A 25607-nucleotide genomic window follows, 5' to 3' on the forward strand; every position below is an offset into this window, starting at 1 on the left:
GATGCGCGGGGTGGGGCTGACATCGAGCAGGGCGTGCGTAAGCCGAATAGGCGGGAGGGCGATGAAGCGTTCGGGAGTTGGCCGCCTGACGGCTAGCGGTGGTAGGACGTGGCTCGGAAGAGGAGGGGGACGCCGTGACAGTTAAGGTAAAGATACCCGGCGCCGGTGCGACCCTTGCGGGCCTGGGTGACGTCAGGCGGTGTTGATGGTCACCCAGTAGTCGGTAGTGCGGGACACGCGGATAGGAAAGGTTTGCGCCAAGGCGTCCAGCGTGAAATCGGTATTGTCCAAGGGGAACAGGCCACTCACCCTGATGGCCGCGGCTTGCGGGGAGATCCGCAAGATCCCGGGTCGATAGTCGCGCAGGGCGTCTATGAGTTCGCCGAGTGGCCGATTGTCAACCTCGATGAAGCCGCTGATCCATGCGACCTCGGCGGCCGGATTGATCTTGATCGGTGAGAGATCGTTCGCCGTCATCAGCGCACCCGTACCGGGCGCCAATTGCAGCGAGCTGTTATTGCGACTCACGGCAACTCCCTCGGCGGAAAGTGCCGCTACCCGCACCTGATCGGAACGCTGGATCACGACGAGCTTCCCGCTGTTGACCTGGATAAGGCCAGCCGTGGTGGCGATCTGCAGCGGTCTCGCGGAGCTTGCGACCGCTACGTGGATCTGCCCCTTGAGTAGCTCGATGCGCCGCTGGGCGTTATCGATGCGGGTGTCGACCGCGCTGCGCGCATTGAGGATCAGCGTCGAGCCATCGGCGAGGGTGGTCGTCTGGCGTTGACCTGTGCTCGTGCTGAGGTCCGCGAAGAGGGCATCGAGTGGGGTATATCGGTTAACGAGCCAACTGCTGGTGCAGGCTATACCCGCGAGGGCAAGCGCGTTGCCCATGAACTGGCGGCGATTGGGTTTCTGGAGCCTTGAACGCACTTCCGGAACCGCGCCGAATTGAGGAATCTGTCCGAGCGTCCGTTCCAGCCTCCGACAGGCCTGCTCATGAGCAGCGTCTGCAGCGCGCCATTTCTGAAACTGCTCGCGTTCGGCCTCACTCATCTCCCCCGAATGGACTTGTACCATCCAGGCGACAGCTTCCTGGGCCGCACGATCGAGACGGGGGGACATTCAACTCTCCGCGGTAATGGCGTAGCACCTGGTCAGCGCCTGGGTCATGTACTGGCGCACCATACTCGCCGATACGCCCAGTTCAACGCCAATTTGCGCGTAGGTCATGCCATCCAGCTGGCTGTAGAAGAACGCCTTGCGTGCCTTCGTGGACAGGCCTTCCAGGGCTTTGTCGATCGCAACCAGGGTTTCCAGCAGGAGGTGCTGCTCTTCGGGCGACGGCATGACATGTTCGGGGGCGAAGGACAACGCCTCCAGATAGGCCTTTTCCAGGGCGCGGCGGCGCGAGACCTCATACATCACACGGTTGGCGATGGTAGTCAGCATCGCCCGCGGTTCGCGCACCTCGTTCAAGCCGGGCAGCGTGGAAAGGTGCAAGAACGATTCGGACGCTACGTCCTCAGCACTGAATCGGCAGCCAAGTCGATAGCGTAACCGCTCGGTCAACCAGCGATAATCGCTCCGAAAAATCTGAGTCAGCAGGTCGGCTCTTTCCAACGCAGCAGAGGCCATACTTCTTACTCATGCAGAGGGTTCATCCAGTGGTGACCCTGACAGGCGTCACAAAAGGGTGGTAATGCAACTGGGATGCCACTCGCACGAGAGGATGCTCTATAGAACTGGATGAGATCAGGACTGCCATTGGTACGCAGGACTGCCTCAGATCAGCGCGAAGCGCTACTTTGTGCACCATCGAGGTGCCTAGACGCTCTCTGGCCCCAGCCTTTGGAGCTCATTCCAACGGCGTTGCGGCTTGGCTTCGGCTCCTTCACCTCCGCTTTCGCCCCTGGCCTGATCCCCGCCGTGCGCTAACTCACTCCGCCCGTCATGACCGCCCCGTGCCCCTGACTCCCCGCGCAGGATTACAGCGATAGCGGCGATCCTGTCGGCCAGGCCGCTCGCTCGACCGGTTGGTGTTTTTTCAAGTGTCACTGTCACTTTTTCGCTCAGATTGCACAGAGGAGGTGACAACACCAAAGAGCCGACCGTTGCTGGCGAGGGATGAAGATGAAGTCGAAAAAGAGTTTCGTGTTGAAGCCCGTACATCTGGGGGTTGCGGTCGTCCTGGCGGGAGCGCCGATACAGGTAATGGCTGCAACCGCTGGCCAAGCAAAGGTAGCGATTCAAACCTACTCAGTGGCGGCCGGACCGCTGGCAGAGATGCTGCAGAGCATCGCGCGTCAAGGTGGCCGGGTCATCTCCTTCGATCCGACCCTGGTCAGCGGCTACCAAGGCAGTGCCGTCAGCGGCAGCATGACGGTGGAGCAGGCCATCGCCACCAGTCTGAAGGGGACGGACCTGGCATTGGACGTGACGGCCAACGGCACGCTCACGATCACCCGCCCTAATATCCCCGCCGCGCCGACAGCGGCGGGAGTTGATGCTCAGCTTCCGGAGATCGCTGTTACCGGGGCAACAGTCAATGAGGATCAGCTGTACTACAACCCGACACAGACCAGCGCCGTCGGGAGGACGGAAATGGCCCTCAAGGAGGTGCCTCAGTCCGTTCAGGTGGTCAGTGGCAGGGTGCTGCAGGATCGGCAGGCAAATTCGCTGGCTGAAGCCCTCAAGAACACCGCCGGTGTCAGCGTTTCCGAAACCAACCGAGGCATACCTTCCTTCAAGATTCGCGGCTTCGCCGTCCTGCGGACCTCTACCAACGGTGTACCCAACGCTTCCATCAACGACGTGGCGATGGAGGGAATCGAGCGCGTCGAAGTCATCAAGGGGCCTGACTCCATTACCGGGGGTAGCGGCTCGCCCGGCGGTACCATCAATCTGGTTCGCAAGGAGCCGGTTACCGAGGATTTGCGGAAGGTAACCCTGGAGGTTGCCGAGTATGGCGAGCTCAAGGAAGCCGTGGATCTCGGCGGGGCGCTCAATTCCGATAAGTCGCTGAGCTATCGTCTGAACCTGATGAACATGAAGAGTGACGCCTCGGCTCCCGATTTCGATGGCGGCCGTCGAGTCTATGTCGCTCCAGCCCTGAGATGGCAGTCGGACGCTACCAAGCTCACCTTCGGCGCCGAGTATGACAACTCGCGCAGCGCCGCTCCCCGTGCTGGAGCCGCCTACAACGGTGTACTACTGGATTTACCGAGCGCCCGGATATTTCAAAAGGACAATGCCTTTCTCAATGAAACGAAAACGGCTTACTACGAGCTGAATCAGAGCCTGATCGAAGATTGGTCGTTCAATAGCAAGGCCACCTATACTCAGGCCGATAATAATGCTCGTATATTTCAGGCCCAGGCTATCACGTCCGCCGGCAGAGTGGCTTTTGGTGGTCCTGCTTCCTTCGATACCACTACCGACTCGTGGGGGCTGCAGAATGACATTCGGGGAAAGTTTAAAACCGGCTTGGTAACGCACAAGGTTCTGGTTGGGGTTGATTACCAACATATCACTACCGAACAATATGAACTCTCCATTCCGGGCTTATCGAGACCCTATCCTCAGGTGTCCTTATACGACCCCGACTCTTTTGACCTGTTGCCGAAGATTCCAGAGCCAAACTATCGCTCTTCGTCGGGGAGAACTCAGCAGCGCGGGCTCATTCTCCAGGATCAGTTGGACGTAGGTGACCGTCTACACCTGCTTCTGGCGACCAAAAGAGCTGACTGGATCAGCGACAGTGCCGTCTACCTTACCGATGGTAGCCGCTATGCAGAAAGTTCTTATGAAGCCAAAAAGTGGGTTCCGAACTATGGAATCAGCTACGATTTGACCGACGAAATGACGGTATACGCCAACGTCCTCAAAGGCTTCACGGGCTCGGCTACCGTAGACAGGCGGACGGGAGCGGCCCTTCCTCCGGTGGAGAGCAAGTCAAAAGAGGTGGGGGCCAAGTTCAGCCTGCTGGGTGATGCCCTGACGCTCACGACCGCATACTTTGAACTTCAACAAACAAACGTAGCCGTCTTCGATGTTGCGGGCAATGCCATTGGCACCCAGAGTCGGGAAAGTAAAGGATACGACATCAGTCTTGCCGGGGAGATACTGCCCGGTTGGAACCTGACCTCTACCTTCACCCACATTAAATTCAAAGAGGATGCGGGATCCGTCGTGTTCATAGGCGAGCCGAAGAACACCTTTAGCCTTTGGAATACCTATGAGTTCCAGAATGGTTTCTGGAAAGGCTTTGGGGTTGGCGCCGGGGTAGAAGCCTTTTCATCCAATACAGGTGGCTATAAAACGCAGTACTATGAAATTCCAGGCGGAGCCATCACGGATGCATCAGTGTTCTATCATGGTGCCGATTATTCGGTTACGCTTGGGGTGAAAAACATCTTCGATCGTACGGCTTATTTAAACTCCACGAGCAATTCTTTTATCCCGCTCCGCGAGGAGCGCAACGCACGCCTGACCTTTACCTACAACTTCTGATGAAGCCTGACCGCGGAGCCGTGGTCAGGCCGTTCAAGAATGCACTGTGCTACAGCTCGAGTTTTTACAAGATGCCTATCGATAAGGATTTTTTGTCTAGAATTGCCAGCGTAACGCTTGGCCATGTCGTTCAAGAGTTTCCACACTCCCAGGCACGCGTTTATAGCTCGACAGAGGATTTCGCCAGGCCGCGGCTCGTGCATCCGATCTTTTTCGGCAGCTTTGACTGGCATTCTTGCGTGCATGGCTATTGGTTGCTGGTATGCATGCTGGATTTCGATCTTGAGCAGGCCCAGCTTCAAAGCATAGGGGAGCTGCTAGACCGGCAGTTCACGCCGGACAAGGTTGCCCAAGAGTTGGAGTTTTTCGCCCGGCCTGATCAAGCGGGTTTCGAACGGCCCTATGGCTGGGCCTGGCTGCTCATGCTGACGGCGAAGTTGCAGACGTCGAACCACCCTCGAGCCCCTGCCTGGTTGGTCAATCTACGCCCCTTGGCTAAGCACCTGAGGGACCAGACGATTGGCTATTTCATCAAGCTGCCTAGACCTATGCGTTCGGGGCTGCATAGCAATACCGCCTTTGCCATGGTACTGGCCTTGACGTATGCAAAAGCAGTAGGTGACGAGCAGTTGGCTACTTTCTTGATCGGGCGCGCCCATGCCTATTTTCCCGATCCCATGCCTGTAGCCGTGAATGAACCGGATGGCGAAGATTTCCTGTCACCGGCATGGCAGCAGTTGCTGCTCATGCAGCGCGTTTCGGACGAGCAGGAGTTCGAAAGCAGGGTGTGCAGCTTTCTTCACTGTATCGAGTCACCCCAGTGGCGCGAACTCATCACGCCGGTCACCACGGTCGATCGAACGGATGGCCGCTTGGCTCACTGGGATGGCTTGAACCTCAGTAGGGCCTGGTGCATGGCAAGCATCGCCAGCTCCTTGCCTAGCGATTGCCCTTATCGCGCCCGGCTGGAACGGGCCGCGACGGATCATCTCGCGGCGGGAAGCGCCCACCTGCATGAGCACTACATGGGTGAGCACTGGCTGGCGACCTTCCTGTTGCTAGCCTGCACGGAGCTCCGCGAATTCCAAGAGCTTCACTAGGTTCTGTACGAAGCTGGACATCGCTGGCCTGCGGCAGCAGTTCCCGGAGCAGGGCCGTACGGTCCTGCCGTTAGCGATCCGGGCCAGGATTTCGAGTCGCGGTGCATCCAGCAGGGACAGCACTCGAACCTGCTCTTCCAACGGGTGGGGCGAACCCTGGCCGGTAGCGCCGCAGACTGGTGCATGGATGCGTTCGTAGAGGCTGAAGTGCTGGCTGCGTTAGCGAGACATCGGGTGGCGGCGGCCATCAGCGGCGTATGGCTGCCGGCCAGTTGCAGCAGGCTGTCCATGCGGAACTGAACGGCCTCGGCTGATCGCATGGATTTCAGCCGGATCAGCCGCATCTAATGCTTGGCCGAAGACTGAACTCCGCAGCAAATAGTCAGCGATATTTCCTAGCATGGTGCTCCATCAGCGAAGCCCTTCCAGCTGATGCCAAACCCTCTTGAACGTTGATCTCGAGCAGCGTGCTGCTCTCTTTTGCCACAGGGAAAAATCGATGTCACAGCCTACCGCGATGCTGCTGGCGCTTGCCGACGGCAAGCCTGCTTCTGCCTTCCCAACCGCAGCCCTGGGACCAGCCGATCCCTTCGGGCAACTACGCCAGGTCGCGTATCTGGGTACCGATGGCCTATCCGCCGGGATCGTCCAGGCGAGTGGCGACTTCGTCGTCGAGCATTACCCCCATATCGAGATGCTGGTCGTCCACGCGGGGCAGATCAGCGTGCAGGACGAAGAGCAAACCCTTGTACTAGGTGTCGGTGCGAGCGTGGTGATCGGTCGCGGAACGGCACTGCGCCTGCAGGCAGAGGCTGGCAGCCTTTGGGCCTTCTGTGCGTCGAGCCAGGCTGACGCTGAAGCCAAGGTTGGCCTGACTCCCCTCGTTCCCTATGTCGCGCTGAAACCCTCGCAAGCACCGGATGCCGAGATACTGATCAGCGAGCCCCCGCAATGCCGCTCTCATAACGCCTTCGCGGACAGCAGTAGCAATCTGCTCATAGGCGTCTGGGATTCAACGCCGTACCGGCGCCGCGAGCGTCCGCACAAGGTGCATGAGTTGATGCATCTGCTGGAAGGTCGCGTCACGCTACGGCTCGGAGACGCTACCGAGTTGCAGGTCAATACCGGCGATACGGTGTTCGTCACCCAAGGGGCGCCCTGCGCCTGGGAGAGTAGCGTCTACGTCCGTAAGCTGTACGTCGTCAAATAGACCTGCGCATAGGTCGGCGCCTCCTGCCATTTGGTGGGGCGGAGGTTGGGCTGAGCGCAGCGAAGCCCAACGCTGCCGGGTAGAGGCCGTTGGGTTGGGCTTCGACGATGAGGCCGTCTCAGCCCAACCTAAGAGGTAACCGGTAGATTGGGTCTGCGCGTCAGAATTCCGAGATTTTGCCCCAGGCGCCTTTGTTCAGGCGGGCGAGGCTGTACTGCGTGTGGTCCACGAACGGCGCCTTGCCCTGTATCAGCTCCGCGATTAGGCGTCCGGCGCCTGGGCCGATGCCAAAGCCATGTCCCGAGAAACCGGCAGCCAAAATGAAGCCTGGCAGATTGTGCGCCTCATCGATGACCGGTACGCCATCGGGGGTACTGTCGATATAGCCGGCCCAGCCGGCCTGGACGGGTACGCTGCCGAGGGCCGGTAGCAGACGACGCGCCCGTGCCAGGGTATCGCGCAGTATCGCTTCCGAGGGGCGCGGATCGAGGATGCGCACCCTTTCCATCGGGGTCGGCCGGTCCAGCGCCCATTTGCTGCGCGTCTCGTGCCCGGACTGCCAACCCTGGAGATCGCCGGGCGAGAGCAGCTGCCAGCGCTTGGCGAACATCGGCAGGAAGTATGACGAGAAGCGCAATTGCTGTGGCGTGGGATCCACGCAGGCACGTCCGGAAATGGCCAGGGTGTAACCGCCGTCGCCACGCCGAGTGATGCTCACCTCGCTGGTATGCAGGGTATCGGGCAGGCCTTGAGCGCCCGGCATAACCGACAGGATGGACGAACGCACCGCGGCTTGCGGAAAGCGGATGCCCAGTTGGTTGCAGAAGGATGACGCCCAGGCGCCGCCGGCCATCACGACCTGGCGGGTCTGGATGACGCCACGTTCGGTGATGACGCCTGCTACCCGACCCGCGGCAGTCTCGACCCCACGGGCTGCGCAGAATTGATGGATCGTCCCGCCATGCTTGAGCACGCCCTTGGCGATCATCGGCGCTGCACGGGACGGGTCGGCGATGCCATCGGACGGTGCGAATACCCCGCCTAGCCAAGACTTGCCGGTGGCTGTACCCCGTTGCGTAGCTTCAGTGCCGCTCAGCATGTGCGAGGTGACGCCTTGGGTCAGGGCGAAATCGCGCCATTTCGACCAACCGTCCAGTTCGGCCTGGCTATCCGAGAGATAGAACAAACCGCAGCGGCGAAAACCCAGGTCTTCGCCGATGTCTGCCGTCATCTCTTCCCAGATGGCGAGGCTCTTGGTCGATAACGGCAATTCACGGGCGTCACGATTCTGCTGGCGACACCAACCCCAGTTGCGGCTGGATTGTTCTGCGCCAATACGACCCTTTTCCACCAGGGCGACCTGCATGCCCTCGCGCGCCAGAAAATAGGCGGCACAAACACCAATGATGCCTCCGCCGATGACGACGACATCGGCGCTTTTCGGCAGCTCCGGGCTGGACTCTAGGGTAATCAAGGGCGCCGGCATTCTGTTCTCCTGGCCTGGACACTACTGTGGTCTTGCGCTTTGCCGCGCGCGGCTCCGCTCAGCTGATCGCCGTGCACGGAAGCGGATGCTGGAAAACGGGGGCGGGCCCGCCGCTTTAGTGTGCTCGCCTCGGCGTGGAGTATCCGGCTCCAGCACCGTTGTGCTTGCCTCTATCTTAGGTAGCCCAGCCTGGCGGGGGTTGTCGTATTGGCAGCCTCCAGTCGCAGATTCGAATGTTTTTTGCGCGTGACCTCGACAGTTTCTGCTGCGCCACGGGGGAGGCTGGGCTGGGCCCCGGCAGGACGACCTTGCAAGGAGCGCTACACCGAGGAGGTGGAGCGATAGATTTCGTCAACGGCGCTAAAAATAACCGGAAGTGGTGCCTGATACCGGTATCCCACATTTTCTGCCCTGAGCAGGTGACATAGTTAGCCCAGTACGGTGGTTCCGAATTCCCACACTTGCTGGGCGGAACCTCCCCGGATGCAGCCTTTACCCGAAGCAGAGAACGAAGATGCAAACACTGCTGCTAAGCCAAGAAGATGTCAGCAGCTTGATATCCATGCAGGAAGTGATAGGGGCGGTGGAGGAGGCCTACAAGGCCTTCAGCGACGGACAGGTGGTGCAGCCACCTTACCTCGGCATACACCTGCCCGAACCCCGTGGTGAGATCGACTTCAAGGTCGGTTACTGCAAGGCCAATGAAATCATCTCCATGAAGGCTTCCTCGGGCGGCTTCCTCGATAACCCGGTCGTTCATGCCGTACCCAGCGGCATGGGGACCGTGCTGCTGTTCGATGCGCGCAGCTGCGCGCTACTCTGCGTGATGGACGGCAGCCTGCTTACCGGCCTCAGGACCGGCGCCGCGGGCGCAGTCTCGGTCAAGGCCCTGGCGCGAAAGGACGCGAAGAAGATCTCTTGCGTAGGGACCGGAAAACAGGCGCGGATGCAGCTTCGCGCCATCAGCTTGGTCATGCGAATTACCGAGATCCATGCCTGGAGCAGAAGCCCGGCATCGAGCGCTTGCTTCAAGGCGGATGTGGAAAGTGAACTGGGTATTCCGGTGATCTTGTCCGGCTCGAAGCAGGCAGCGGTGGAGCAGGCCGACATCCTGGTTACCACTACCCGTGGCAAGGGCCCACTGGTGGAGGCGGAGTGGGTCAAACCCGGTACTCATATCGTGGCCATCGGCACGGATATGCAGGGCAAGCAGGAATTGGCGCCCGAGATCTTCAAGCACGCCAAGATAGTCAATGACTCCATCGCTCAGTGCATCGACAAAGGGGAAACCTGGCATCCCCTGAACCAGGGAATCATCGGCCTGGACGATATACATGGTGAGCTTGGCGAGATCCTGCTGGGCAGAAAGCCCGGTCGGGAGAACGATAGGGAAATTACCCTCTTCGACTCCACCGGCATGGCTATCCAGGACAACACCACCGCCGAAAAAATTTATCGCAACGCCCTGGAACAGCACGTCGGAAGCTTTTTCGCGTTCCTTTGACGTTCGCTTTTGGCAGTAGGAGAGAGGACAGCCCATGCGCGACCATCCAACCCTCGAGGATATCCTGGAAGCCCGGGAGCGCCTGAGACCTCATATCAGGCATACGCCACTGCTGCGCGCCGAGAAGATCGAGAAGAACCTTGGCTGTCAGCTCTATCTGAAACCCGAGACGCTACAGATTACCGGGGCGTTCAAGATTCGCGGCGCCTTGAACAAGACCCTTTCGATGCCAAGGGAAGAGCTTGCCCACGGCATCATCGCCACGTCCTCGGGCAATCACGCCCAGGGTCTGGCCTATGCCGCGCGCCTGCTCGGGGTAAAGGCGTTCCTGGTACTGCCCGTGACGACGCCGAAAATCAAGATCGCCAATACTCAAGCCCTCGGCGCCGAGGTGATCCTGTTCGATGGCGATACCGCCGCCCGCTGGCAAAGGGTGTACGAGATCGCCGAGGAGAAGGGTTATGTGCCCGTGCATGCCTTCGAAGACCCGCTGGTCATGGCGGGGCAGGGCACCATGGCCTGCGAGATACTCGAGGATCTCGCGGATGTCGATACCGTCATCGTGCCCATGGGCGGCGGCGGCCTGATATCAGGGGTGGCGACCGCGCTCAAGGAGAGCAATCCCGCGGTGCGTGTGGTCGGCGCAGAGCCGGCGTTGACGCCCAAGTACTACCACAGCCGGCTGAACAGGCGGCGCACCTCCTTGCCGCTGCAAAACACCATTGCCGATGGTTTGCGCATCAGTGTGCCAGGGCAGAATCCCTATCCGATCATTGAGCGCTACGTCGATGAGATCGTCCTGGTCGACGACGAGCATATCGTTCAGGGCATGCGTGCCCTGGCCAAGGACGCCAAGCTGGTCGCCGAGCCTGCGGCCGCGATCGGGATCGGCGCGCTGCTGGCAGGTGTGGTCAAGGTTAGGCCCGAGGAAAAGGTCTGCGTGGTGTTGAGCGGAGGCAACTGGGATTTGGCGGATCTGGCCGAGGTCTATGCCGCTGCCGAGTAGGCGTGTGAAGGCGTCGGGCAGTGCCCCCGATGCTGCCTTTGCGCTCCGATAAAAAAGCCCCTCCACAAGAGGGGCTTTTTGTTTGGTCTTGTTCACCTGACGTATTGGATGGGGCGGGTCCTGCCTGCGTATCAAGGCGTCTGGTAAATCCAGGGGTTTCTTGGCAGGCAGAAGGTGCTGGGCAGCCCAAGGTCCTGTTGGCGGCGTGATGTCTAGACGATATTGGGCCGTCAGCATTCGCCCGCAGATACTGCCAGCAGGCTCCGAATTGAGCAGGAATCTGCCCGAGCGCCCCTGCCATAGAGCATCCCCGCAGGAGCGAACTCCCTAAGCTTGGAGCCATCACCACTCATCCAGGCGCGGGAGATCGCTACCAATGACGTACAAGCCGCAATTCATCAGCTTCGACTGCTACGGCACGCTCATCAACTTCGAAATGGGACCGACCGCGAAAAAGCTGTTCGAGGATCGTGTGCCAAGCGCGCTGATGCCAGCCTTCCTCGATCGCTTTCGTTTTTACCGCTTGGATGAAGTTCTGGGCGATTGGAAGCCATTTTTCCAGGTGGTGGAAAACGCCATTCAACGTACCTGTGCCAACTACGCAGTGGAATATCGCGCGTCCGACGCGCTAGCCCTGTATCAGGCCGTGCCTACTTGGCAGCCACATCCGAATGTCATCGAGACCCTCAAGGCAATAGCTCCGCATGTACCGCTGGTGATCTTGTCGAACTCCATGGTCGATCTGATTCCCGCGAGCGTGGCCCATCTGCAGGCGGAATTTCACGCGGTTTACACCGCGGAAGAAGCGCGCGCCTACAAACCCCGAGCGCAGATGTTCGAGTACATGTTCGATCAGCTTGGCTGTGGGCCGCAGCACATGATGCACGTCTCTTCGAGCTTCCGTTACGACCTGATGACCGCCTCGGACCTGGGCTTCATGGCCAAGGCCTTCATCGATCGCGGTCATGAGCCGGTCTGCGCGGGATATGGCGTCGAACGCCTGACCGATATCCGTCAGCTTCCCGGTTTGCTTGGTCTCCCGGGGCCAGCCGAGACCCTCTCGCCGAGGCAAGGGTGATGATTGCCGACACGCACCCAACCGTATCGGCGACCATGGATACGCCGCCACCGAGCCTCCCCCCTGAAGAGGTACAGGCGCTCATTCGTCGTCTCTACGGTGTGGATGGCAGTGTTGACATACTGTTGGGTGAGCGCGACCAGAACTGCTGTCTGGAGACGGCTACCGGTGAGCGTTATGTCGTCAAGATAAGCAATCCATCCGAGTCGCAGGCAGTGGTGGATTTTCAGATCGCGGCGCTCGACCATATCTTCCGCGTGGCGCCCACTCTTCCGGTCCCGCGGGTGGTGCGCACGCTTGGTGGGCAGGCGCGCGATATCGTGGTGCTCGCTGACGGGTCATCGACCTGCGTGCGGATGTTGACCTATCTCGATGGTGTGCAGATCCGCGATACCAGGCGTACGGCCACCCAGCGGCGAGCGATGGGCACCTTCCTCGCCGAGCTAAACCTCGCTTTACGAGACTTCAAGCACCCGTCCGCGACCCACGATCTGTTGTGGAACGTTTCCACGGCGCATCGCCTGGTCACCAAACTCGATAGCATCGAGGATGGTCCTCGCCGAGCACTGGCAAGGTCATTCATGGCGCGTTTCAACGAGCATGTGCTGCCGCTTTTGCCGGAACTGAGATCTCAGGTCATCCATAACGATTACCACCTCTACAACGTGCTGGCAGCACCCCGGGATCATGAGCGCATCGTGGGGATCATCGACTTCGGCGACATGCTGCATGCGCCGTTGGTAGGAGAGGTCGCTACTGCCGCGGCCTTCCACATGAGCGGCAATGCCGATCCGCTCCTGGGGCCAGCGCAATTCCTCGGCGCTTATCACGCCACGCTACCGCTTGACGAAAGGGAGCAGGAGATCGTTGCCGACCTCTTGGCGACGCGTCACCTGATCACCGTGTTGATTTCGGAATGGCGGGCCAAGCGCTATCCGGAAAACCACGGCTACATCATGCGCCACAACGCCGCCTCATGGGAGGCACTGACGTTGCTGGCCGATCTTTCTCGAGATCAAGCGCGCGAGTTGTTACTCACCGACGTATGCAAAGGACACCGCCATGAAGAGCACCCCTGACCTCAATATGGTCAACGCCTATATACCGGGCCGCGTCAAACTGAACGCTGCCACGGCGGCACTGATAGAGCGACGCGACGCCTTGCTCGGTCCGGCCTATCGGCTGATGTACGAGCATCCCCTGCATATCGTGCGTGGCGATGGCGCCTGGCTGATCGATCCCGAAGGACGCCGTTATCTCGACGCCTACAACAATGTCGCCTCGCTTGGCCATTGCCACCCCGCGGTGACCGAGGCGATTTGCCGACAGGTGCAGACCCTGGCTACCAATACGCGCTACCTGCACGATACGATTCTCGAACTGGCCGAACGCCTGCTCGCCACCGTGCCCGAGACCGAGCTTGCGCATCTCATGCTGACCTGCACCGGTAGCGAGGCGAACGACGTCGCCTATCGCATCGCCCAGGTGCGAACGGGAGGCACGGGCGTGATCGTCACCGAGACCGCGTATCACGGCTTCACCGATGCAGTGTCGAAGTTCTCGCCGTCGCTAGGTGCCACGGTGGACCTCGGTGCCCATGTGCGGCTGGTACCGGCGCCGCGCCTGTACCATGCCGGATCGGTCGATATCGCTGATCGCTTCACGCGCGACGTCGAGGCGGCGATCCGCGACTTGCAACGTCACGGCATCAAGCCGGCCGCGCTGCTCGTGGACTCGGTATTCACCAGTGATGGCATCCTTCCTGAGCCGGCGGGTCTACTGCAGGGCGCGGTCGAGGCGATCAAGCGGGCCGGTGGCATTTTCATCGCCGACGAGGTTCAACCGGGCTTCGGCAGGACTGGCGTGCATATGTGGGGCTTCCAGCGTCACGGTGTGATCCCGGACATCGTCACCCTGGGCAAGCCGATGGGCAACGGACAACCGGTCGCCGGGCTGCTGGCCACGGCTGACGTCCTGGCCGAATTTGGTAAGAATTCCAGGTATTTCAATACCTTCGCGGGTAATAACGTGTCCTGCGCCGCCGCGTTGGCAGTGCTCGACACGATCGAGAAGGAACGGCTGGTGCAGCATGCCGCCGACGTGGGCACGCTTCTGCGAGAGGGTATCGCGGCGCTCGCCCGCCGGCACGAGGCCATTGGCGATGTACGGGGGGTAGGCATGTTCGTCGGCGTGGAGCTCGTGTCCGATCGGCTGACACGAGAGCCGGATCGAGCGCTGACGACCCGGGTGGTCAACCTGATGCGCGATAAGGGTGTCCTGCTCAGCGGCTGCGCCATGGGACACAACGTGTTGAAGATTCGCCCGCCCTTGGTTCTCACCGCGGAGCAGGCCGGCGTGGTGATAGAGACGCTCGACGCAGCGCTGACTGAAGCGCACCCTGCAATCACAGGTTTATAGCGCTCCACGTTCGAAGGCAGACAACATGCACTCTACGGCGTCTCTCGATCCGTTCGATATCAAGATTCTCGTGTATCTACAGCGCGAGGGACGCTGTTCGAATGTCGAGCTCTCTTCGGCCATATCGCTGAGCGAGAGCCCCTGCCTGCTCCGCACCAAGCGATTGCAGGATGCCGGGGTAATCCGCGGTTATCATGCCGATATCGCCTTGGAGAAGGTGGGCAGTCATGTCGTCGTCTTTTCCGAGGTTACCCTCAGTAGTCATCGACCTTGCGACTTTCGCACGTTCGAAACCGGAATCACGAAGTATCAAGAGATCGTCGAGTGCCACAACGTGAGCGGCGGTTACGACTATCTGCTGAAGATCGTGGTACCCAGCATCAACTGGTTGCAGGCGCTGATGGATCGATTGTTGGAAGACAACGTCGGTATCGAGAAATTTGCCAGCCGCATCGTGTTGCGCCAGCCGCTTCGCCAAGGCGGCTACCCACTGGAAACCATAGTGAATAAACGGCCGAGCTGGGCTGATGCAGGGCTATAGCAAGCTCTCTTAGCGCCCTTAACAAAGGGTCGCGAGCAGCTGTCATGCGAGTGCGCTCGAAACGCTGGACAGGTACCGGTTCGCTTGGGTGTAGGCGCGGGATACCTGGGGAGTGGGTTCGAGCGTCGCACGCGGCTGTAGTGGTTTTGTTAGCCGTTCTCGACCTATCGCTGATCCCCCTGCTGGGTTTGTCCTGAGCCTCCTGGCGCGGCAGTTACCCCAGGGTTTCTGCCGCGAGGACACAGCTAGCGCGCGGCCGCGGTCGCTCAGCCCAGTGCCTGGGTCAGCAGGGCGAATTGATCCAGGCCGTCGCGGGGCTCAGGGGGTGTGCCCTTGGCCATCTGTTCCACCTCATCGACCTGGGGAATCCCCAAGTTGATGAGCCAGGGACTGAGCGCGCCGCGAGCGGTCACGTCGAAGCGCACGTAACGGCCCTCGGCCTGGCGCAGCAGGGCGAGGCTAAGCGCCTTGGCCTGCTCGGTGGATTCGGCCACCACGGGCCCGACTGAGAGGCCTCTGCCAAAGGGGCGTAGCAGGGCGAAGCCGCGCAGTTCGCCGGAGCGTTCCAGGCCGACGATGCGTTCGGCCTGGGGCAGCAGTTCGCGAAGCAGGGCGGTGCGGTCCAGCCCGGTGGCAGCCTGGGCCAGGGCTTCCAGCTGGGGGGCATCGGCCAGCGTCAGCGTGCGAACCTGCTCTTCCAACGGATGAGGTGAACCCATGGCTGGTAGCGCCGCGATCTGGTGCTGATAGATGTGCTCGTAGGACGCGAAGCCCTGGCTGCGGTAGAGCGGGGCGCCGCGCTGCGTGGCGACCAACAGCGGCGTGCGGTTGCCGGCCAGTTGCAGCAGGCCGTCCATGAGGCGCCGGCCGTGGCCCTGGCCCTGGTGGCTGTCGGCGACGATCACCAGGCCGATGGTGGCGTAGTCGCCCTGGGGCACGCAGAAACCGGTGCCGAACACGCCCTGGTCGTCTTCCAGTACCAGGCCTTCGGCGGTGTGGAACAGGCATTGCCAGTCTTCCAGGCGATGGGGCCACTGTAGCGCCTTGGATAGGCGGTGGGCGGTGGCGAGGTCGGTTTCGCGCAGGGGTCTCAGGGTGGCGTGGGACACGGCAGGGCTCCGGTTCGGGGCTGACAGATTCAGGCCTCAGCCTAGCAAACGCCGACGGCAGATTCGGTTGCGCTGTGCTGGGCACGCCGGCGCGAGCCACCGAAGGTCTGCGCCAGTTCGGCAAAAGATGATGATCCGCACACCTAGCATGGGGCCAAGCCCACAGCCCTAGCGGAGCGCGCCATGGCCTCGTTCGACCCCGCCGCAATTGCGGTTCGTTGTGCTCATTTCATCGGCGGTCGCAGCCGCGAAGCCGCAGCCGGGTTGGAGGTGTTCCGGCCTTCCGACGGCGAGTTCCAGAGCGGCTTGCCGTGCGCCTCGGCCGACCTGGTCGACGAGGTGGTGGAGAGTACCTGGCGCGCCTGGAAGACCAGCGACTGGGCGACTCGCCCGCCGCGGGAACGGGCGCGAGTGATGCGCCGTTGGGCCGACCTGGTGGAAGCCGATGGCGAGGTGCTCGGCCCCCTGGAAGCCGTGGGTTCGACCCGTCCGCTGCGTGACGTGTTGGCCTGGGACATCCCCTACGTGGCCGAGGGCATCCGTTTCTTCGCCGAATTCGCCGACAAGCATGGCGGCGAGGTGGCGGCTACCGCTACCAGCCATCTGGGTATGCAGATCACCGAGCCCTATGGCGTGGTGGGTGCCATCGCGCCCTGGAACTTCCCGCTGAGCATGGCCGGCTGGAAGATCGCCCCGGCGCTGGCCGCAGGAAATGCCGTGGTGATCAAGCCTTCCGAACTGACGCCGTTCTCCATCCTGCGCCTGGCCGAACTGGCGGTCTTGGCCGGTGTGCCCGCCGGTATCCTCAGCGTGGTCCAGGGCGATGGCCGGATGACCGGCGATGCCCTGTGCCGTCACCCGCGCATTGGCAAGGTGACCTTCACCGGTTCCACCGGCACCGGCAGCGCCATCATGAGCGCCTGCGCCGAGAGTGGCCCCAAGCCGGTGACCCTGGAGCTGGGCGGCAAGAGTCCGCAGCTGGTGTTCGCCGATGCCCCGGACCTGGCGCGCACCGCTCGCAGCGTGGCCGCCGCCATCACCGGCAACGCCGGCCAGGTGTGCGTCTCGGGTTCGCGGCTGCTGGTCCAGCGCGCGGCGCTGGAGCCCATGCTGGAGGGCATTCGTGCCGCCTTCGCCGAGCTGCGCCCGGGGCCGACCTGGTCGGCCGAGACAACGCTGTCGCCGATCATTTCCCACCGCCAGGCCCAGCGCATCCATGACATCGTCACGCGCAGCCAGGCCGCCGGCGCGGAGATCCTGGTCGGTGGCGCGCTGCAGGACGGACTGGGCGGCGCCTACTATCAGCCGACGCTGATCGCCGGGGTCGATGCGGAAAATCCCGCAGTGCGCGAAGAGATCTTCGGCCCGGTGCTGACCGTGCAGGTATTCGACGACGAAGCCGAAGCCCTGGCGCTGGCCGAGCACCCCACCTACGGCCTGGCCGCGGGCGTGCACACCGCCGACCTCGGCCGGGCGCTGCGCCTCACCCGGGCGCTGGAAGTGGGTACCGTCTGGGTCAACCGCTATGGCCGCAGCCACGACTGGATCATTCCCACCGGCGGCTACAAGAGATCCGGCATTGGCAAGGACCTCGGTCGCGCGGCCTTCGAGGCCAACCTGCGCAGCAAGAGCGTACTGATCGATCTGGAGCACTCCTGATCGCTGCAGGGCGCCGTTGAGTCGAGCCGTCACGACGATTACCTGATGGCGCTCCATCCCGGAGCGCCGTGGGCTTTCCGTTTCTTTCCAGGTTTTAGGGGGCGGTAGGTATGAAAACGATCAGCAATACTCGCTTGGCTACCCGGTTGTTGGCGGCCTTCGTCGCCTGTGCCTGTATCACGCTACTGGTCGGCGTGGTGACCAAGAGCGGCATCGGCAACCTATCCGGTCTATTGGAGACGGTCTTCAGCCGCAATCTGGTGGCGGTCAGCGAGGCTAATGCGGCCGTGTCCACTACCATCGCCCAGAACCGGGACCTCTATCGCTTCCTTACCCTCAGCGCCGCCTATGCACCCCTTGAGGAACGCCAGTCGGCCAAGCTGTCGCTCGACACTGACCGGACCAGCGCCGAGCGCGCCTTCGCGGCCTATAGTCGGATTCCGCAGGTCGATGAGGCGCTAGGTCAGCAAATAGGCAAGGAATGGCCGAGTTATCAGGCCGCCGTCAAGCAGGCCGTGGACTTTATCGAACAAGGCGATTTCGAGAGTGCACGCGTACTGCTCGCGGGGGATTTGCAACGCCGCTACCAGGTCGTGCTGGGGATATTGCAAGCGGCCGTGGATGCCAACAACCGTATGATCGGGGAGGGGGCCCAGGTAGCGCAAAAGACCGTTACCAGAGCCAACGCCTCGCTCTATCTGGGCATCCTGGTAGCCTTCGTCGCGGCAATCGCCCTGGGCCTGCTGATCACGCGCTCCATCACCCGACCGATCGCCCGGGCGGTCGCGAGCGCGCGGCGAGTGGCGGAAGGAGATCTGACCGCGCCGATTGCCAGCGACCGCCTGGATGAGCCGGGGCAATTGCTGCGCGCCTTGGCCAGCATGCAGGAGAACCTGAGGCGGACGCTGGGCCAGTTGGACAGCGCCTCGGCACAACTCGCCAGCGCGGCCACCCAGTTCAGTGTGACGAGCGCGGCGAATTCGCGTGACCTGGTCGCCCAGGACGGTGAAATCCAGCAGGCAGCCACGGCGGTGAACCAGCTGGCCAAGAGCGTGGACGAGGTGGCCCGCAACGCGGTGTCCGTACTGGCCAGTTCGCAGGAAACCCAGCAGGAGACCCAGACCGGACGCGATCAGGTCGAGCAGGCGGTTACCATCATCGATTCCCTGGGGCGGGATCTGGCCGTCTGCAGCGAGAGTCTGGATAACCTGGTCAACCAGGCAGTCAGCATAGGTACGGTGGCCGATGTGATTCGCGGCCTGGCCGAACAGACCAACCTGCTGGCGCTCAACGCAGCCATCGAAGCCGCGCGAGCCGGAGAGCAGGGACGTGGCTTCGCCGTGGTCGCGGACGAGGTGCGGGCGCTGGCCTCCCGAACCCAAAGCTCCATCGGTGAGATCGAGCGGATCGTGAGCGGCGTGCAGCAGGCGGCGGGCCAGGCGGTTGTCTCCATGAAACACAGTCAGACCCAGGCCGATGAGGCCCAGCAGTCGGTACAGGAGGCCCACCGGGGGCTCGGGCGCATCTCCGCCGCCATGGAAGGCATCGACCGCCGTAACCAGGCCATCGCCAGCGCGACCGAGCAGCAGGCACAGGTCTCCCGTGAGGTGGATCGCAACCTCGGCAATATCCAGCAGCTTTCGGCCAAGTCCGCGCAGGGTGCCACTCAGACCAACGTGGCCAGTCAGGAGCTGGCGCAGTTGGCCAGCTCTTTTCGGCAACTGGTGGCAGGCTTCCATCTCTAGTTGGCGTTTAGCTGAGAGGCTTCGCGACGGCCCGCAAACAATGCTGGGCCTCGCCGACAAAACAGTTTTTTCTGTCTCCCATCACCACCGAAAGCAGACAACTGCCGGGCCAACCGATGCTGTAATGCTCTCCAGGGGCGGCATCCCGCACCCCGGACTCTTCGATTCCACGCTAAAGGACCCTCGCCATGACCGCCTTTCGGCCCAAGTACATCACCTTCGATTGCTACGGCACCCTGACCCGTTTCCGTATGTCCGACATGGCCCGCGAGATGTTCGCCGACCGCATCCCGGCCGCGGCCATGGACCAGTTCTGCAAGGACTTCGACGGTTATCGCTTCGACGAGGTGCTCAGCGCCTGGAAGCCCTATTCGGAAGTGCTGTACTCGGCCGTGGAACGTACCTGCAAGCGCTGGGGCATCCCCTTCACCGACGCCGAAGCCAATGCCTACTACCAGGCGGTGCCGACTTGGGGTCCCCACGCGGACGTGACCGCAGGCCTGGCCAAGATCGCCGGCAAGATCCCGCTGGTGATCTACTCCAACGCCGCCAACGAGCAGATCATGTCCAACGTCGACAAGCTGGGCGTACCCTTCGAGCACGTCTTCACCGCCGAGCAGGGCCAGGCCTACAAGCCGCGTCTGCAGGCCTTCGAATACATGCTGGACAACCTGGGCTGCGGCCCGGAAGACGTGCTGCACGTTTCTTCGAGCTTCCGCTATGACCTGATCCCGGCCGACTACATGAATATCAAGAACAAGGTATTCGTGAACCGCGGCCATGAACCTAGCACCCCGTACTACAGCAACACCGAGATCAAGGACATCGGCGGTCTGGCTGCCGTGGTCGGTCTCGAATAAGCCCCTTGCCGCAGGAGAGCCCCTTCATGAGTCACGGCCAAGAGTCGTCCGAATCCTATTGGCTCGCGACGGCGCCGACCTTCACCGGCGGCGCCCAGGGGCCGGTCGTGGGGGAGGTCGATGTCGCCGTCATCGGCGGCGGCTTCACCGGGCTGTCGGCGGCCGTGGCGCTGCGCAAGCGCGGTGCCAGCGTGGCCGTGCTGGAGGCCGGGCGGGTAATCGGCGAAGCCTCTGGCCGCAACGGTGGGCACTGCAACACCGGGGTCGCGCAGGATTACGCGTCCCTGCGTGCCAGCCTGGGCGCCGAGCGGGCCCGGGCCTTCTACCAGGCCTATGCCGATGCGGTGGCCAGCGTCGAGGCGGTGATCGCCGAAGAGGGCATCGCCTGCGACTTCCACAAGGCGGGCAAGCTCAAGCTGGCGGCCAAGCCGCAGCACTATGACAACCTGGCGCGCACCTGCGAGCTGATCCGCGCGGAGGTGGACCCGGACGTGGAGCTGCTCGGCCCCGAACAGGCGCGTATCGAAGTGGCCTCCGATGGCTTTTACGGCGGCCTGCTGCAACGCAATGGCGCCCAGATGCACATGGGGCGCTTTGGCGTGGGCCTGGCGGAGGCGGCGGTACGCCGTGGCGCCCAAGTCTACGAAGGGGCGGCGGTGAGCGATCTGCAGCGCCTGCCGGACGGCAGCTTCCGTGTGGTCAGCGCCCGTGGTGAGTTGCGCGCCCGCCAGGTGCTGGTGGCCACGGGCAATGCCAGCATCGGGCCCTTCCAGTGGTTTCGCCGACGCATCGCCTCGGTGGGCAGCTTCATCATCGCCACCGCGCCGCTGCCGAAGGAGCAGTTGGATGCGCTGCTGCCCAATCGGCGCACCTATGTGACCAGCCGCATCATCGGCAACTACTTCCGCACCACGCCGGACCACCGGCTGATCTTTGGCGGCCGGGCGCGTTTCGCCCTGTCCGATCCACGCCAGGACGCCAAGAGCGGCGCCGTACTGCGCAATGCCCTTGGCCAGCTCTTTCCCAGCCTGGCCCGGGCGCCCATCGACTACTGCTGGGGCGGCCTGGTGGACATGACCGCCGACCGCTTGCCCCGCGCCGGCGAGCAGGATGGCCTGTTCTACGCCATGGGCTACAGCGGCCACGGGGTGCAGATGTCGGTGCACATGGGCCGGGTGATGGCCGAGGTGCTGGAAGGGCGCAGCCAAGCCAATCCCTGGCGGGTACTGGACTGGCCGGCCATTCCCGGCCATTTCGGCAAGCCCTGGTTCCTGCCCTTGGTGGGGCTGTACTACCGGATGCAGGATCGGTTGCACTGAGCGTCCGCCTTAGCTGCCGAACAGCGAACCGCCCGTCGTGGCTCCATCAATAGGGGAGCCACGGCGGGCGGTTTTTTCGTTTCTGCCACGCTATGACCTGCTGCGACGGCCGCCCGGCCGCCCCTGATGGGTAGGATGGCACCCCGGAGCAGAAACTGCTGAAACGTCCGGCTTTTGGTCTCTCGCGAGCCGTCTGGCGCCGCCGGAAACGTCGCTCGGCAACCCAGGGAGATAGCCTGCAAACGCGCCAAATCCGGGCATTGGCGGCCCTGTTGCGCCGTCGCGAAGCACACCGCAAACAATGCTGAGCCAATCGGGCAAAACAGTCTTTTGTATCTCGTCATGGGCGCAATTCGACGGTAATCGACAGGGGCCCGGTGCTGTAATGAATCAGGCCGCGAGACAAGGCGGCCGAGAGGACAGCTCCGTGCTCCCGGGGAGGGGTGCGCGGACTGGCGACAGAGCCCCCAACGAGCGAGCCGACATGACAGAGAAAAAGACTGGAAGTCCCCTGATAGGTCCTGCAGAAAGCGTCCGGGCCTTCGAGGCCTTGCACCGCGGCCTATCACGGCGTGATGCCTTGCGCCTGCTGGGTGTCGCCGGGTTGGCGGCGACGGGAGTGGGGAGTCTGCTCGGCCGCGATGGCCAGGCGTTTGCCGCCGAAGATGCCAGTGCAAGTGGCAGTGCCGGCACGCCGCGCCGTGGTGGGCGCGTGCGCGCCGCCGTCGCCAGTTCGTCCACCGCCGACACCCTCGATCCCGCCCGTGGCTCCTTCAATGGCGACTATGCCCGCCAATTTTTCTTCTACAACGGCCTGACGGTATTCGACGAGCATCTCGTCCCGCAGATGCAGCTGGCCACCAGCATGGACACCCAGGATGCGACGACCTGGACCATCAAGCTGCGCCAGGGCGTGCAATTCCACAACGGCAAGACCTTCGACAGCGCCGACGTCGTCTACTCGCTCCTGCGCCACAAGGACCCGGCGGTGGGCTCCAAGGTCAAGGCCCTGGCCGACCAGTTCGCCGAGGTCACCGCGGTGGCCCCCGACGAGGTGCGCATCCGCCTGGTATCGCCGAACTCCGAGTTGCCGGCGGTGCTGGCGATCTCTTCCTTCCTGATCATCGCCGACGGCACCAAGGATTTCTCCACCGCCAACGGCACCGGTCCCTTCAAGGTCAAGGAATTCAAGCCGGGCGTGCGCACCGTGGGGATGCGCAACGAGAACTACTGGAAGTCCGGCCTGCCGTACCTGGACGAGGTCGAACTCATCGGCATCGCCGACGAGCCCTCGCGGGTCAATGCGCTGCTGGCCGGCGACATCCAGGTCACCGTTTCGGTGGACCCGCGCTCCGCCAACCGCTTCAAGGAAAATGGCAAGGCCAAGGTGGTGACCAACACCTCGGGCACCTACACCGACCTGATCATGCGCATTCCCGACCGCCCGTTCAGCGACCCCAATGTGGTCGAGGGCATGAAGTTCTTGCTCGATCGCGAGCAGATGCTCAAGTCGGTATTTCTCGGCTACGGGGTGATCGGCAACGACCAGCCCATCATGCCGGGCACGCCCTACTATTCGCCCGATGTTCCCCAGCGACCCTACGATCCGGACAAGGCCAAGTTCCTTTTCCAGAAGGCCGGTATCGCTGGCGCCCGGATTCCACTGGTGACCTCGACGGCTGCCGACAACGCCAACGAGATGGCCGTGGTGCTGCAGCAATCGGCGCGTCTGGCGGGGCTTGACCTGATGGTCAATCGCGTCAGCGCCGATGGCTATTGGAACACCCACTGGATGAAGGATCCGCTGGGCTTCGGCAACATCAACGCTCGGCCCACCGCCAACATTATCCTGTCGCAATTCTTCAAATCCGATGCGCCCTGGAACGAGTCGGGCTGGAAGAACGAGCAATTCGACCAGCTGGTGGTGGCCGCTCGCGGCGAGACCGATCTCGCCAAGCGCAAGCAGATGTATGCCGACATGCAGTTGCTGGTTCACGATCACTGCGGCATCGGCCTACCGGTTTTCGCCAGCTCCATCGATGCTCATTCGCTCAAGCTCGGCGGCTACGGCATCGTCCCCATCGGCGGCTTGATGGGCTATATGTTCGCTGAGCACGTCTGGCTGGAGGCCTGACATTTGGCGCCTGGCGGCGAGCGCGATAGACCAGGCGCTCGCCGCTCCACCCTCAAGCAGGAGGTGGCTTTGGACCGTTCCGTCTTTTCCCTCATCATCAGACGCTTCGGGGGCGGGGTGCTGACCCTGTTCATCGTCTCGCTGCTGGTGTTCTTCATCTCAGCGCTGTTGCCGGGTGACGCTGCCCAGCAGGCCCTGGGTCAATTCGCGCTGCCCGAGCAGGTCGCAGCGTTGCGCGCCCAGATGGGGCTCGATCACCCGGCGCTGCTGCGCTACCTGCACTGGCTAACCGGCCTGCTGCATGGCGATCTCGGCCAGTCCCTGGCCAACCAGATGCCCATTACCAGCGTGATCGGTGGCCGCCTCGTCAACTCGCTGATGCTGGCCGGCGTGACTGCCCTGGTATCGGTGCCCCTGGCGCTCACGCTGGGCATCGTCTCGGCGATGAATGCCGGCGGGCGGCTGGATCGCGCGCTCAACCTCTTCACCCTGGGCATCGTCGCGGTACCGGAATTTCTCGTGGCGACCTTGGCCGTGCTGATCTTCGCCGTGCATCTGCACTGGACCTCGGCGCTGAGCTTCGCCCAAGACGTCAAGGGTCCACTGGACTTCCTGCGCGCCTATGCGCTGCCGGTGGGCACCCTGTGCTGCGTGATCGTGGCGCAGATGGCGCGCATGACCCGCGCGGCCCTGGTGGAGCAGTTGCAGAGTCCCTATGTGGAAATGGCCCGCCTGAAGGGCGTCGGCCCGGTACGCGCCGTGCTGCGCCATGCCTTGCCCAATGCCGTCGGCCCCATCGCCAATGCCGTGGCCCTGAGTCTTTCCTACCTGATGGGCGGGGTGGTGATCGTCGAGACCATCTTCAACTATCCCGGCATCGCGCAGCTGATGGTGGACGGTGTCGCCAGTCGCGACCTGCCGCTGATCCAGGCCTGCGCCATGCTGTTTTGCTGCGCCTATCTGGTCCTCATGACCCTGGCGGACCTCTGCGCCATCCTGTCCAATCCGAGGCTGAGAACGCTATGACCCGATCCGTGACGCCCGTGCGCGCCGCCGCCACCCTGCCGGTGGACGGCAAGACGCTCGACGCCCAGCTGGCGCCCCCTCGTACCCGTCGCCGCGCACGCTGGTCGCCGACCGGCATGATCGGTGGCTTCCTGGTGGCGTTCTGGCTGTTCATCGCCCTCTTTGGCGTGTGGCTTGCGCCTTACGATCCGAGCGCCCTGGGCGGCTCCGTACTGTCAAGCTACAGCGCCGCCCATCCTCTGGGGACCGACTATCTGGGGCGTGATGTGCTCAGCCGTATCCTCGATGGCGCCCGCTTTACCGTCGGCCTGGCGTTGCTGGCCGCGGTGCTGTCTTGCGCGCTGGGTACCGGGCTCGGCCTGCTGGCGGCACTCTCGGGGCGCTGGGTGGACGAGCCGCTGTCGCGCTTGATCGATGCGCTGATCTCCATGCCGAGCAAGATAACCGCGCTGGTGATGGTCTCGGCCTTCGGCTCCTCGGTGCCCTTGCTGATCGTCATGGCCGTGGTGGGCTATACGCCGGGCTGCTACCGCATCGCTCGCAGCCTGGCGATGAACCTCACCGAGTTGGAATACGTCCAGGTGGCTCGTACCCGCGGCGAGGGCAAGCTGTACATCGCCCTGGTGGAAATGCTGCCCAACATGCGCCTGCCCTTGCTCACCGACCTGGGCCTCAGATTCGTCTACATCGTGCTGCTGCTCAGCGGCATGAGCTTCCTCGGCCTCGGCGTTCAGCCGCCCGACGCCGACCTGGGTTCGCTGGTGCGGGAAAACATCGGGGGCCTGGCCGATGGCGCGCCGGCAGTGCTGATGCCGGCCCTGGCCATCGGTACCCTGACCGTGGGCGTCAACCTGCTCATCGACCGTTTCGGCGCGCGGCGCCGGGGAGGGCGCTGAGATG

20 protein-coding genes and 1 pseudogene are annotated in these 25607 nt (G+C 62.7%); 17 read left to right on the forward strand and 4 right to left on the reverse strand.

The features are described 5' to 3' along the window. Window positions 1-192: 192 nt before the first annotated feature. Both FAZ11_RS09160 and FAZ11_RS09165 read right to left on the reverse strand, forming a co-directional pair. Window positions 193-1125: a FecR domain-containing protein gene (locus FAZ11_RS09160; protein WP_137279192.1), complete on the reverse strand. Its 933-nt coding sequence runs from the start codon at window positions 1123-1125 to the stop codon at window positions 193-195. Next, the gene (locus FAZ11_RS09165; RefSeq protein WP_137279193.1) at window positions 1126-1638 is read right to left on the reverse strand and encodes a sigma-70 family RNA polymerase sigma factor; all 513 of its coding nucleotides are present in this window, start codon (window positions 1636-1638) and stop codon (window positions 1126-1128) included. A 495-nt stretch (window positions 1639-2133) separates the two neighbouring features. Here FAZ11_RS09165 and FAZ11_RS09170 point away from each other — a divergent pair, with 495 nt between their 5' ends. The 3 genes from FAZ11_RS09170 (at window position 2134) to FAZ11_RS09180 (ending at window position 6822) form a co-directional block, all read left to right on the forward strand. Continuing rightward, complete coding sequence (locus FAZ11_RS09170; RefSeq protein WP_158295274.1) at window positions 2134-4512, forward strand: TonB-dependent siderophore receptor; 2379 nt, start codon at window positions 2134-2136, stop codon at window positions 4510-4512. Window positions 4513-4583: 71 nt separating this feature from the next. Further along, window positions 4584-5612, forward strand: a complete 1029-nt coding sequence (locus FAZ11_RS09175; protein WP_158295275.1) for a DUF2891 domain-containing protein — start codon at window positions 4584-4586, stop codon at window positions 5610-5612. A 499-nt stretch (window positions 5613-6111) separates the two neighbouring features. Beyond that, entirely contained in the window at window positions 6112-6822 is a 711-nt protein-coding gene (locus FAZ11_RS09180; RefSeq protein ID WP_058771888.1) for a cupin domain-containing protein, read from the forward strand. A 160-nt stretch (window positions 6823-6982) separates the two neighbouring features. On the opposite strand, the gene FAZ11_RS09185 is transcribed toward FAZ11_RS09180, so the two are convergent. Continuing rightward, window positions 6983-8308 carry an NAD(P)/FAD-dependent oxidoreductase gene (locus FAZ11_RS09185; protein ID WP_058763032.1) on the reverse strand — a complete coding sequence of 442 codons (1326 nt, stop codon included), beginning with the start codon at window positions 8306-8308 and terminating at the stop codon, window positions 6983-6985. Window positions 8309-8822: 514 nt separating this feature from the next. Between FAZ11_RS09185 and FAZ11_RS09190 the strand changes: the two genes are divergently transcribed. The 6 genes from FAZ11_RS09190 to FAZ11_RS09215 all read left to right on the forward strand — a co-directional run bounded on the left by FAZ11_RS09190 (window position 8823) and on the right by FAZ11_RS09215 (window position 14855). Next, window positions 8823-9812 carry an ornithine cyclodeaminase family protein gene (locus FAZ11_RS09190; protein WP_058771889.1) on the forward strand — a complete coding sequence of 330 codons (990 nt, stop codon included), beginning with the start codon at window positions 8823-8825 and terminating at the stop codon, window positions 9810-9812. A 34-nt stretch (window positions 9813-9846) separates the two neighbouring features. Further along, window positions 9847-10818, forward strand: a complete 972-nt coding sequence (locus FAZ11_RS09195) for a threonine ammonia-lyase (protein WP_058763034.1) — start codon at window positions 9847-9849, stop codon at window positions 10816-10818. Window positions 10819-11194: 376 nt separating this feature from the next. Then, window positions 11195-11896, forward strand: a complete 702-nt coding sequence (locus tag FAZ11_RS09200; RefSeq protein ID WP_058771890.1) for a haloacid dehalogenase type II — start codon at window positions 11195-11197, stop codon at window positions 11894-11896. Then, window positions 11896-12975: a phosphotransferase gene (locus FAZ11_RS09205; RefSeq protein WP_058771891.1), complete on the forward strand. Its 1080-nt coding sequence runs from the start codon at window positions 11896-11898 to the stop codon at window positions 12973-12975. The genes FAZ11_RS09200 and FAZ11_RS09205 overlap by 1 nt, the downstream gene beginning before the upstream one ends. After that, on the forward strand, window positions 12959-14314 hold the full coding sequence (locus FAZ11_RS09210) for an aspartate aminotransferase family protein (protein ID WP_058771892.1): 1356 nt from the start codon (window positions 12959-12961) through the stop codon (window positions 14312-14314). Before FAZ11_RS09205 ends, FAZ11_RS09210 begins: the two co-directional genes overlap by 17 nt. A 25-nt stretch (window positions 14315-14339) precedes the next feature. Continuing rightward, complete coding sequence (locus FAZ11_RS09215) at window positions 14340-14855, forward strand: Lrp/AsnC family transcriptional regulator (RefSeq protein WP_058771893.1); 516 nt, start codon at window positions 14340-14342, stop codon at window positions 14853-14855. A gap of 266 nt (window positions 14856-15121) precedes the next feature. On the opposite strand, the gene FAZ11_RS09220 is transcribed toward FAZ11_RS09215, so the two are convergent. Next, window positions 15122-15964 carry a GNAT family N-acetyltransferase gene (locus FAZ11_RS09220; RefSeq protein ID WP_081319936.1) on the reverse strand — a complete coding sequence of 281 codons (843 nt, stop codon included), beginning with the start codon at window positions 15962-15964 and terminating at the stop codon, window positions 15122-15124. A 183-nt stretch (window positions 15965-16147) separates the two neighbouring features. Here FAZ11_RS09220 and FAZ11_RS09225 point away from each other — a divergent pair, with 183 nt between their 5' ends. The 8 genes and pseudogenes from FAZ11_RS09225 (at window position 16148) to FAZ11_RS09255 (ending at window position 25603) form a co-directional block, all read left to right on the forward strand. Then, window positions 16148-17623: an aldehyde dehydrogenase family protein gene (locus FAZ11_RS09225; RefSeq protein WP_058771895.1), complete on the forward strand. Its 1476-nt coding sequence runs from the start codon at window positions 16148-16150 to the stop codon at window positions 17621-17623. Between the two features lie 110 nt (window positions 17624-17733). Continuing rightward, window positions 17734-18513: pseudogene (locus FAZ11_RS25430) on the forward strand (MCP four helix bundle domain-containing protein); the annotation flags it as partial. Beyond that, window positions 18505-19368: a methyl-accepting chemotaxis protein gene (locus FAZ11_RS25435; protein ID WP_420849642.1), complete on the forward strand. Its 864-nt coding sequence runs from the start codon at window positions 18505-18507 to the stop codon at window positions 19366-19368. The pseudogene FAZ11_RS25430 and the gene FAZ11_RS25435, both read left to right, overlap by 9 nt. A gap of 188 nt (window positions 19369-19556) precedes the next feature. Then, window positions 19557-20228: a haloacid dehalogenase type II gene (locus tag FAZ11_RS09235; protein ID WP_058763037.1), complete on the forward strand. Its 672-nt coding sequence runs from the start codon at window positions 19557-19559 to the stop codon at window positions 20226-20228. A gap of 26 nt (window positions 20229-20254) precedes the next feature. After that, the gene (locus FAZ11_RS09240; protein WP_058771897.1) at window positions 20255-21547 is read left to right on the forward strand and encodes an NAD(P)/FAD-dependent oxidoreductase; all 1293 of its coding nucleotides are present in this window, start codon (window positions 20255-20257) and stop codon (window positions 21545-21547) included. 484 nt (window positions 21548-22031) lie between these two features. Continuing rightward, window positions 22032-23681: an ABC transporter substrate-binding protein gene (locus FAZ11_RS09245; RefSeq protein WP_058771898.1), complete on the forward strand. Its 1650-nt coding sequence runs from the start codon at window positions 22032-22034 to the stop codon at window positions 23679-23681. A 69-nt stretch (window positions 23682-23750) separates the two neighbouring features. Next, a complete protein-coding gene (locus FAZ11_RS09250) occupies window positions 23751-24707 on the forward strand; it encodes an ABC transporter permease (RefSeq protein WP_058771899.1) in 957 nt (318 codons plus the stop codon). Then, complete coding sequence (locus FAZ11_RS09255) at window positions 24704-25603, forward strand: ABC transporter permease (RefSeq protein ID WP_058767605.1); 900 nt, start codon at window positions 24704-24706, stop codon at window positions 25601-25603. The genes FAZ11_RS09250 and FAZ11_RS09255 overlap by 4 nt, the downstream gene beginning before the upstream one ends. Window positions 25604-25607 lie beyond the last annotated feature (4 nt).

Origin of the sequence: Pseudomonas rhizoryzae (genome assembly GCF_005250615.1) — a bacterium.
In the GTDB taxonomy this organism is placed as follows: Bacteria; Pseudomonadota; Gammaproteobacteria; order Pseudomonadales; family Pseudomonadaceae; genus Chryseomonas; species Chryseomonas rhizoryzae.